At 32.3% G+C, this 9,346-nt stretch carries 8 protein-coding genes and 1 CRISPR repeat array; all 8 genes read right to left on the reverse strand.

Features of this window, described 5'->3' with window-relative positions:
• The first annotated feature begins 96 nt into the window (after nucleotides 1-96).
• A CRISPR array of direct repeats spans nucleotides 97-715; the repeat unit is 30 nt; unit sequence CTTTACATCCCACTATGTTTCTATTAAATC.
• Entirely contained in the window at nucleotides 716-1,417 is a 702-nt protein-coding gene (locus tag KQI69_RS01075; RefSeq protein ID WP_371818692.1) for a hypothetical protein, read from the reverse strand.
• Complete coding sequence (locus tag KQI69_RS01080) at nucleotides 1,417-1,818, reverse strand: ATPase (RefSeq protein WP_216563435.1); 402 nt, start codon at nucleotides 1,816-1,818, stop codon at nucleotides 1,417-1,419. Before KQI69_RS01080 ends, KQI69_RS01075 begins: the two co-directional genes overlap by 1 nt.
• A complete protein-coding gene (locus KQI69_RS01085) occupies nucleotides 1,808-2,260 on the reverse strand; it encodes a DUF4869 domain-containing protein (protein WP_216563436.1) in 453 nt (150 codons plus the stop codon). The genes KQI69_RS01080 and KQI69_RS01085 overlap by 11 nt, the downstream gene beginning before the upstream one ends.
• A 191-nt stretch (nucleotides 2,261-2,451) precedes the next feature.
• The gene (gene cas3, locus KQI69_RS01090) at nucleotides 2,452-4,842 is read right to left on the reverse strand and encodes a CRISPR-associated helicase Cas3' (RefSeq protein WP_216563437.1); all 2,391 of its coding nucleotides are present in this window, start codon (nucleotides 4,840-4,842) and stop codon (nucleotides 2,452-2,454) included.
• Nucleotides 4,843-4,894: 52 nt separating this feature from the next.
• Complete coding sequence (gene cas5 / locus KQI69_RS01095) at nucleotides 4,895-5,623, reverse strand: CRISPR-associated protein Cas5 (RefSeq protein ID WP_253288938.1); 729 nt, start codon at nucleotides 5,621-5,623, stop codon at nucleotides 4,895-4,897.
• Nucleotides 5,607-6,491, reverse strand: a complete 885-nt coding sequence (gene cas7i / locus KQI69_RS01100) for a type I-B CRISPR-associated protein Cas7/Cst2/DevR (RefSeq protein ID WP_216563438.1) — start codon at nucleotides 6,489-6,491, stop codon at nucleotides 5,607-5,609. The genes cas5 and cas7i overlap by 17 nt, the downstream gene beginning before the upstream one ends.
• Nucleotides 6,484-8,199: a Cas8a1 family CRISPR/Cas system-associated protein gene (locus tag KQI69_RS01105; protein ID WP_253288939.1), complete on the reverse strand. Its 1,716-nt coding sequence runs from the start codon at nucleotides 8,197-8,199 to the stop codon at nucleotides 6,484-6,486. The genes cas7i and KQI69_RS01105 overlap by 8 nt, the downstream gene beginning before the upstream one ends.
• 15 nt (nucleotides 8,200-8,214) lie before the next feature.
• Nucleotides 8,215-8,937 (reverse strand): CRISPR-associated endoribonuclease Cas6, encoded by a 723-nt coding sequence (cas6, locus tag KQI69_RS01110; RefSeq protein ID WP_216563439.1) that lies wholly within the window; start codon nucleotides 8,935-8,937, stop codon nucleotides 8,215-8,217.
• Between the last annotated feature and the right edge of the window lie 409 nt (nucleotides 8,938-9,346).

A 9,346-nucleotide genomic window follows, 5' to 3' on the forward strand; every position in this document is an offset into this window, starting at 1 on the left:
TCGGCTTTGCCTGGTCCCCCATTTCAAATGGGGGATTTAAAGCATTATTCATTAAATCTATCACTCCTTTTCCTCCACAAGAATGTACTCTTTCATCTTTACATCCCACTATGTTTCTATTAAATCACTATACCTTTAAAAGGTGATTTACATTCTGTATCCTTTACATCCCACTATGTTTCTATTAAATCGAAACAGCAAAGTATCACGGATTTACAATTAAAAACTTTACATCCCACTATGTTTCTATTAAATCTGGAGCGAAATAACAAAGGGTCTTGGGTGAGTTAGACTTTACATCCCACTATGTTTCTATTAAATCTGCTGACACCATGTCTTACTGAAATTCAGTGTATTGACTTTACATCCCACTATGTTTCTATTAAATCAAAAGCAGATATATTAAAAATCCAGCGGATATGCAGCTTTACATCCCACTATGTTTCTATTAAATCTCAGAGCAAATGCCCGAACGCAAAAACAATTATACTTTACATCCCACTATGTTTCTATTAAATCGGTTTTAGGTTTAGAAGAAGCTAATTCAGTTGTTAGCTTTACATCCCACTATGTTTCTATTAAATCAGTGTACCTAGAGTTTCAAGAATAGGTGCTAATTTCTTTACATCCCACTATGTTTCTATTAAATCAAGAAGTGCTGATTCTAAATTGGTATAAATATAATCTTTACATCCCACTAGTACAACAATTATTTCTAAACTACTATTTCTCTTAATACCTTTTGCACTTCCGCAGATTGTATTAACATACGCATTTTCATATTTCCTGACTTAACATTTGGTTGTCCACATCTGATACTGTCTTTATGTTCTGAAATGCAACAATCCTCATACCAACATTCACCCATTTCTTTCCCTTTTATCGACCATCTTTCATTTTCTGTTAATTCCCCGGCTAATGATTTCATTACTCTTTCCGTAGAAAACCTCTTAAATCCTGCTAAGTATTTTAAAGTTTTCTCGTCTTGTATTTTCGCTAAATTAATATGATGATTTTCTATTGTTCTCAGTATCTCCATACGCATCTTTACCTTATCTTTTTTACCTGTCCCTGTCCATTCCACAAGTTTATCAAAAGCTAAAATCAGATATTCAAAGCAAATCATATCAAGTATTACAATGTGGTTGTCTGATTTAGCTGCATATGTTCTGAGTAATCTATATTTATTCCGAATATCCTGATTATCAACCACATAGTCAAATGCAATGTAATACATATTATTATCATTAGTATCTATATGTGATACTGCATCTAATATCCCCTGATTACTCCCCTTGCTTTCTATCTCTAATTCGCCATCAAAGAAAAGTTCATTTACCAACTGCCAAAAATGTAATCCTGCACCTGTATCTTCTGTCCATAAATATTTCATTTTATTCCCCATTTCTGCACACACTATAACTCCTCTTGAAGTGTTATTTTATTGTTATCAAGCTGCAATATTTTAAAACTTTTATCTGATACATTCAAGCCATCACAATTTCTTGAAAAAAGCATATACTGATTAGAAAACTCAAAATTAATAAATCGTCTTATATCATCGTCAATCAGAATGTCTGCATTATCAATAACAATAAAACAGTCCCTGCATTTTTTCAGATTTTCTTTCATACTATCTGATTTGTAATTAAACAGTTTTATTGCATTATATTCCTCTGTCAACTTAAGGTCTTCAAGTATTTCATATAATACTGTTTTCCCTGTTCCACTGTCTCCGCCAACCAGTGTTATTCTGTCATCAAAAAATAATTCATATGAAAATGGAGCTGCTTTAAATGAAATACTTTTATAAATCATCTTTTTCCCTCCTCTCATATTCCTTACTCCACCATGCACTATACCCGGCACTTCCTGTCACAATCTCGTCACCATTAAACCTTATTTTTATATTATCCGAAACATCAACAAAACTTGGTCTTGACATATATATCTTAATATTGTCCATCTCAAATATTATTTTTAGTACATTAGGACCACATTCCTCTACACACACAACCTTATCCGGATGTTTTATAATATTTAACAAGGTTTTGCAGCCTGATGATAAATTTCGGATTGTTCCCAAACCATACTTTGTCTGAATATGCTTGTCTGGTGTTAATACAGCATCATCCGCCTGCTTTATAAGATTTATATCTCTTTCTGTCATCTCCTCATTACTAGTGTTTAAGTTAAAATAAAGGTCGTTTTGTATTATCCAGTCCTTAGAATTTTTCTTCTCTGTATATATATCTATCATTTATATCACTCCCTTTTATTTTGTCAGATAGGTGAACAGATATTCTCAATCCGCTCTGCTGCTTGCTGATAACACTACTGTATATTGCAATTACAATATATCAAAAGTGGCTTGTCCCCCCTGATACAGGCAAATTCCAAGCCACCACTTATTGTTCTACGCAATAGAAGTGTGGAACTTCCTTGACAGCGTTAAAGTATGTTTCCTTCTCTCTCCGTTTTCGATAACCCGATACCTTTTCCAGTCTCCTCATCAAAATCGTACACAAAATCTGTATGATGAATATCTGTTTTTTTGATAACACCTTCTATACCTTCCTCTGAATATTTATTATATAAAGTCACACTTAAAGTCAATTCGTCCAGTTTTGTTTTTAATATTCCTTTGGCTTCTTTACCCAAATGTCTGTCGCATATTTCACTCTGATACTTTTCTATAAAATCCTCATTTTCATTGTAAATTTTATCAGGCATCACAGACACACTCTTTATCATTCTGAATTTTTCCTGAACTTCCCTTTTACTTAGTTCATTCACACTTAGTCCCTCAAAATATTCAAGATATGCTTCTATTTCTTTATAATATTCAGTATTTACTATTTTTTCTGTATCGTAAACTTCGTTGATATAATTTATTTTCTGTTCTTCAGTAAATATCTGGTTCTCATAAACACCCAGACATTCCCAAGAACGCTCAAATAAATCCCGATAATATATTCCCGTGTTTTCAGTTCTGTTTTTTACTTGTCTATTTGCATTTTCTGTCTTATAAATTTTTATATTAGGTTTTGATGGAATATATCTTCCTTTTCTGTTGCAGCGTCCCATACGCTGTAACAAACTGTCTGCGGTGCACATTTCCGTATAAAGTATATCAAAGTCTATGTCAAGACTTGCCTCTACGATCTGTGTTGTTACCCATATCCCTGCACTTTCTCTGTTTTCCGAAAACTGCATTATGTTTTTTTCAAGCATTTTTCTGTGTTTTTTAATATATCTTGCGTGTAATGAATATACATTGTCTGTATATTCTTCCAGCAAGCGATATGTTTCTTGTGCTTTTCTTACAGTGTTGCATATAACAAGGACTTTTTTAGTTTTTGCTTCCTCTGCGATTTCTTCCAAATCAAATTCCTGTTTATATAATTTTATCATATGTCTCTGCATCACATTTTCTGCCGAAAAATCTCCAAAACAATATGTCTCATTTTTTATCAATCCATATTTTTTCATAAAATCAAGCAGTACCGGTGGAAGTGTTGCTGTCATAATAGCAAATTTTCCTCCCATCTGTGAAATCGTTTTTAAACCATATATAAGTGCCGCAACAATTCTTGGTTCATATGACTGTATTTCATCTATTATAACTTTTGAATATTTCAATGTCGCTGCCATTATTTCTGTCCCCAATGCCTTATATACAAATAAAAATAATTGATCTACTGTAGATATCGTCAACGGGGCACTAAACATTTTTGTCTTTTCAAACTTCTCTTTTGCAGACTTTTCCTCATCACCTTTTCCCTGTTCATCAGCAGATTCCTCTATATACTTTTGCAAACTCTCAGAGTGAAGCAGTGCAACATCTTTAAAGTTATATTCTTCCCGTATTCTTTTATATATTGCATTTGAGGACACTTTAAGCGGCAATGTATAAAATCCTTTTTCTCCGTTAAGCCAATATAATGCAGCTTCTGTTTTTCCAGAACCTGTAGGTGCGATTATGACAACATTGTTGTCTGCTTTTTCTTTCATATACTGCTGAACCGCTCTCAGATTTTTTCCATATTTTTTGTTAATATTATTTATAAGTTCCCTTTTTTCAAAATCAATCTTTTGCTCTGATTCAATTTTTCCACTGCTCACTGTCCAGTCAAATTTATTTAGCATACCCTTTATAAGCATATATTCATGCCATAAATCTTCATTTACCATACAATTCGGCTCTAAATTTGAATTACGAAAAAGAAGTTCACAACGATTTCCAATTTTAGTTTTCCAATCACCTATTTCACTAAACTCATTAAAACAGTCTTTAAAATATTTATTTGAAAATTCTCTTATTTCAGCATCTTTAAATTCATCATATCTTGTATGATGATAATAAACTGCCGTTACAAGACATCTAAAATCATCATTTGTTATGTCATCAAATTTTGTTTGTAATTCATCCAATGATAAAGTAAGTGCACTAAGAAAACCATGCGGTACTTGTTTTATATCCTTATACTTTTTATCGTCATCATCAGATATATTTGCCTGAAAAACCAGATTTGCCTTTCCAACATCATGATACCTGCACGCAGTATAAATAAGATTTTTTTCCTTTTCAGTAAAATATTTTCCATACTGTTCAAAAAATTTTTCCGCACATTTAATAGTTTCATCTAAGTGTTCCCTAAGTGTTTTTTGTTCTTCGTAAACATCGTTAATGATACTGTTCTTCTCATTTTCCAATGCCACAATCTCAGCTTTTGAAAGTATATCGCCCATTTCATCTATTAAATCTGAATATTCTTTCTTAGTTTTCTCTTTTTCATCTGATTTTAATATGTGCTTTTTTGATTTTGCGTAAAAATTCATTTCCATCCCTCCTGTAAAATTTTCATTCCAAAATGTGTCTATTATATTTTGCCTAAGCAAATGCGACAACTGTCTCGCTGCCTTCATAATCATCTACATATGCATTAAGAACTGTTTCTCCCTTTGGAAAATAATATGCCTTTACTTTTCCACCATCTTTTTTCCATCTTCTCACACCTTTAATAACTTCATATTCCTTTGTAAGTGTGTAGATTGCAGATGATCTAATTTTATCATCCTTAAAATGGCCAACCGGTATATAAATATCCATCTTAGGCTCTGCTTCTTCTTCCTGATGAATATTGACAATATCAACACTTTCAATATCCAGCAAATCTTCATATCTTCCTAATGCAGGATATTTTTTCGGTGCTAAAAGTGACTTATAAATTATATCAAAATCTTCATCCTTTTCCGGTGCAATATGTATAACCATTCTGTTTTCGCAGACAAGTTCCACATTTGCAATTCCTTTAAAAACACCATACTCTTTATCGCTGTCTTTCACACATATCTGATGTCTTCCCGCTTCATATTTACTGCCTGCATTAAAAGAATATCTTGTATAAAGTTCTGAAACCGTTCCCTGATTACATCCCTGAATACTTATTTTCATTTTATGCAGTTCCGTAAATCCGCATATGGCATGAATCATTCCGGATACTGTAGAATACGGTGGCAAAGGATATGTTTCTTTAATAATAAAGCTGCTCGGTTTACGATAATTTGCAAGCGTCTGATAACACTGTAGTCTGATTGCTTTACTAATTGCTTTCTCCATAATATTTATCAACTTCCTTTTTCAACTGCTCAAATGCTTTTCCTATTGTATCAGCATTTAATTTTTCACGAATCTCCGTATCATTTTCAAATGTATCTGCTGCCAATCCTACAACAGTATTAGCCTTGATATCTTCACTCTGATCTACTATCTCTGCCAACCTTTTTACGCCTAACTTATTATTGTCAAATTTAATCTGATTTTCAAAGAAAGGATTTTTTCTCTCATAGCATCCTCCTATTATAAAGAGAGGACTCATATTTTCTCGTCTTCCTTTAATATCACGATAGAGATATTCAATTCCGTCTAATAATGTTTTAACCCTGTTACTCTTTTCCTCCTGCGGAACAGATATCTCTCCATCCACTCCAACACAATCTAAATCTATCGATACCGTATATGTATAATATGAACGCTGAATCTCACTCTGTGCTATTGCATTTTCTAAGCCAGCCCTCTTAGCCATTCCCATATTTGTAAGAAATTCAAGGTCACTCTGATACGGCTCAAGAGCAATCGCATTGCTAAGTCTTACTACCGCACTCCTAGTTGCCGCTCCGCCTTTTTCACTTTTTCCATCTTCCTTAGATGTTGTTTTCATATATCCAAAAAGATCGATTTCAGGATAATCTTTAATTGTCGCTGACGGCGCAAATTGCACAACACCACTTTTTCCGTCAACAGGCGTATTATCCCACTTTAACTGCCTTACAAGACTGTATCTCATAGCCTGCCTTGAAATATATGAATACTGTTCATAATTTCCTCTTGTCATTTTTTTAAGTGTAGTTATATTTCCGATACCCTCTCCATAATTAGCACTTTCTGCTAAAAAAATCATAGTAATTGTTAAGCCTTTATTATCCATTTTCATTTTCCTCCTTACTTACATAATGACTTCCTTTTAATCCTAAAATAAACGCATATCCATATTGATTGAATTTCTCTCTGTCCTGTAACATATCAACAAAACCATTTGGAATAATAAGTTCCTTATTTTCTTTTGCTCCATTTGCTTTCTTATTAGACATAGATGTATATAACCTAATAATCATGTCCATAAATCTCTCTGTATTACCTACCGAAAGTGCATTTGTCAGTCTGTATATTGTTCCTCTCATACATTCATCAGACTTTTCTCCTTTTGCGGCTAAAATTGCTTTTCTCAATTCATATCCGCTATTTCTCATAGACCATACATTCATTTCTGTATTATCTCCTTCCCCTTGCATAATAATAAATGTTGTAATTTGAATCTTAAATACAAGCACTGCTCTGCTCAAAATACTCTCTGTTTCAATACTTGCCTTAATAAGCCTGTTTATAAGCCTGTACTGATTATTATAATTTATCAGATTTTCAATCGAGCTCTCATACACATTTAAAAAGTCATTTTTTATCTTCACATTTGGATGTTCTGATAATTTTTCTAAATATTCCATTATCTTATCATCTTTAAGAACATTTAGAATATCTTTATATAATATATTAAAAATATAAGTGTCTTCTGCATTTGTTCCTCTTAGTATCACAGGTATATTGTTAAGCTCTTTAATCTTTAATTCAAATATTGTATTTAAAGTCCTTGCAACCCATGTAGTATATTTTTCTTCACTATGCTTTGCACTCTCTTGTAGTACAACTTTTCCCGTTTTATTAACAGCAGTCAATGCCTTAATATTATAATCTATATTTTGAAAAACAAACTTATTTCCAACCAGCCGGAAGCCCAAAGGAACAAGTGCATACAGATAGGCACATAAAGGACATATATATGCATCAACTTTGCAGTTCCAAAATGCTGAACGCTTTCTTGAAAGGTCATCTGCCATATCATTCATAAAGGCAATTGAAATCTTTTCTTTACTGTCTATCAGAGTATTACATTCAATACAATATTCCTTAGCTTTTTCATGCGATTTTTGCAGATAATCTTTTAAAGGTTTTGAAAAATCTTTTTCAAACATCTCACGCATATCTTTTGCTGCATTTGCCCTAAGCAAAAAACTCTTGCCATTCCAAAAACGATTTATGTAGTTGTAGATTATACTTTTCATACAAAAAGTTTCCCTGCACAATGGCTGTTCCAAAAAATCTTCAAGTTCTGACAATCTTTTCAGTATCTCATCAGGCTCCATTTTCACATTTATTTTTTTACTTTTAAGATTCTCATATACTTCTGGATTTTTAATTCTGTCACGAATGTTTGCAAAACCACTTTTATAGCTATTAGACAACATCTTATCTGTAATATATTTCAAGTCATCTTTTATACTGCTGTTTTTTTCTATACCATCTCCTTTTTCTATAACTCCTTTACATTTTTCAATCCTATTTATAATTTCCTGATATGTACACATTGGACCATAAATTTTTACAAATGCCTTAAAATACATATCTGTCCAGTCTGCATTTAATGCAAACTCACTACTTATGCAAAGTACCTGTTCTTCTTCATCCAGCCAAAAATCACCTTCCTCTCCTTCTCTGGCATTTAAAACATGAAGCATATTATACATCCCTACAATACCTGCATTTTTCAGGAAATCACCTTTTGTAATCCTGATTGGCTCCAAATATTTCACTCCCCTCTACATAACGATTTCAAATTTTCCATGCCCTTCTGACCTTCTGCATCCCAATCCTGCCATATACAAAAAGTTCAAAAGTTCAGGTGTACCCGTCAATTTATAAATTCCTATATTGGCATCTATCATATGTTCAAACACACTCTGAACCACCTTCTTTCCTTTTATGGGAACAATCGAAAATCCATCTGTTGAAATCGGTACATCAAGTTTTTTCAGCATGAAATCAATATTTTCTCTCAAAACTTCTCCAAATTCATCATCCTTATAAGTGTAATAAATATCGGAATTGTCATCTGAATTATGTCTCCTTACAATAAGGGAACTCAACATTTTTACAACAATCTCGGAATCCTTTATCTCCTTTCGCTTTTGTGCAGTGATAGACACAAGTTTCATATAATTACAGTTCATCGGATAACTTTTTCCATACATAGTCTTGAAAGAATTGAGCAACTGTATGCTTTCCGCAAGATCAGCGTCACTAAAGAATACCTCAAAATAAGGCATCCCCAGTGAAATCTGTTCTTTTTGAAACTTTGCATTTGGAAGATAATACGAAAATGTATAACCTTTCATGATAGATTTGCTCTTGTCGTAAAGGCTCATATGAAATTCTTCTGAATAATTTAATGTTGCCTCTTTAAAAAAACTAATCATAAGTCGTTCCAAACTGTTTGGCAAAAATGGTTTTTCCAACTGAAAAGTTAATTTGAACTGGTTCATTTTTTCACCCCTTTCTATAGTGTATAATAATCACTATTTTCTTTTGTTTCATTCTACATTCGTTTTCTTGAATGTTTGAATTTAGTATATCACTTTTATGTCTAATGTCAATAGTTAATTATGATTTATTTGGTGTAATATTATACCTAATAATAAAACATAACTAATAATTCAATTTATTACAAACACTCTTTTTCTTTACATTTTTTATATTTTCACTTATACTAAGCATACATTTTGGGATGTAAAGAATAATTCATATTTAACAATTTTATTCAATTTTAATAGCCACATTATGGAAATCACTTTTACTCCCCAATATCACTAAAAGCATCCATCCCTTGAACAGATAAGTGATATGCCCCTTGTCAAGTAGACAGGTAAAATATCTAAAATTAGGTGCTGATGA

This window comes from Eubacterium sp. MSJ-13, from assembly GCF_018918235.1.
GTDB lineage: Bacteria > Bacillota > Clostridia > Lachnospirales > Lachnospiraceae > Butyribacter.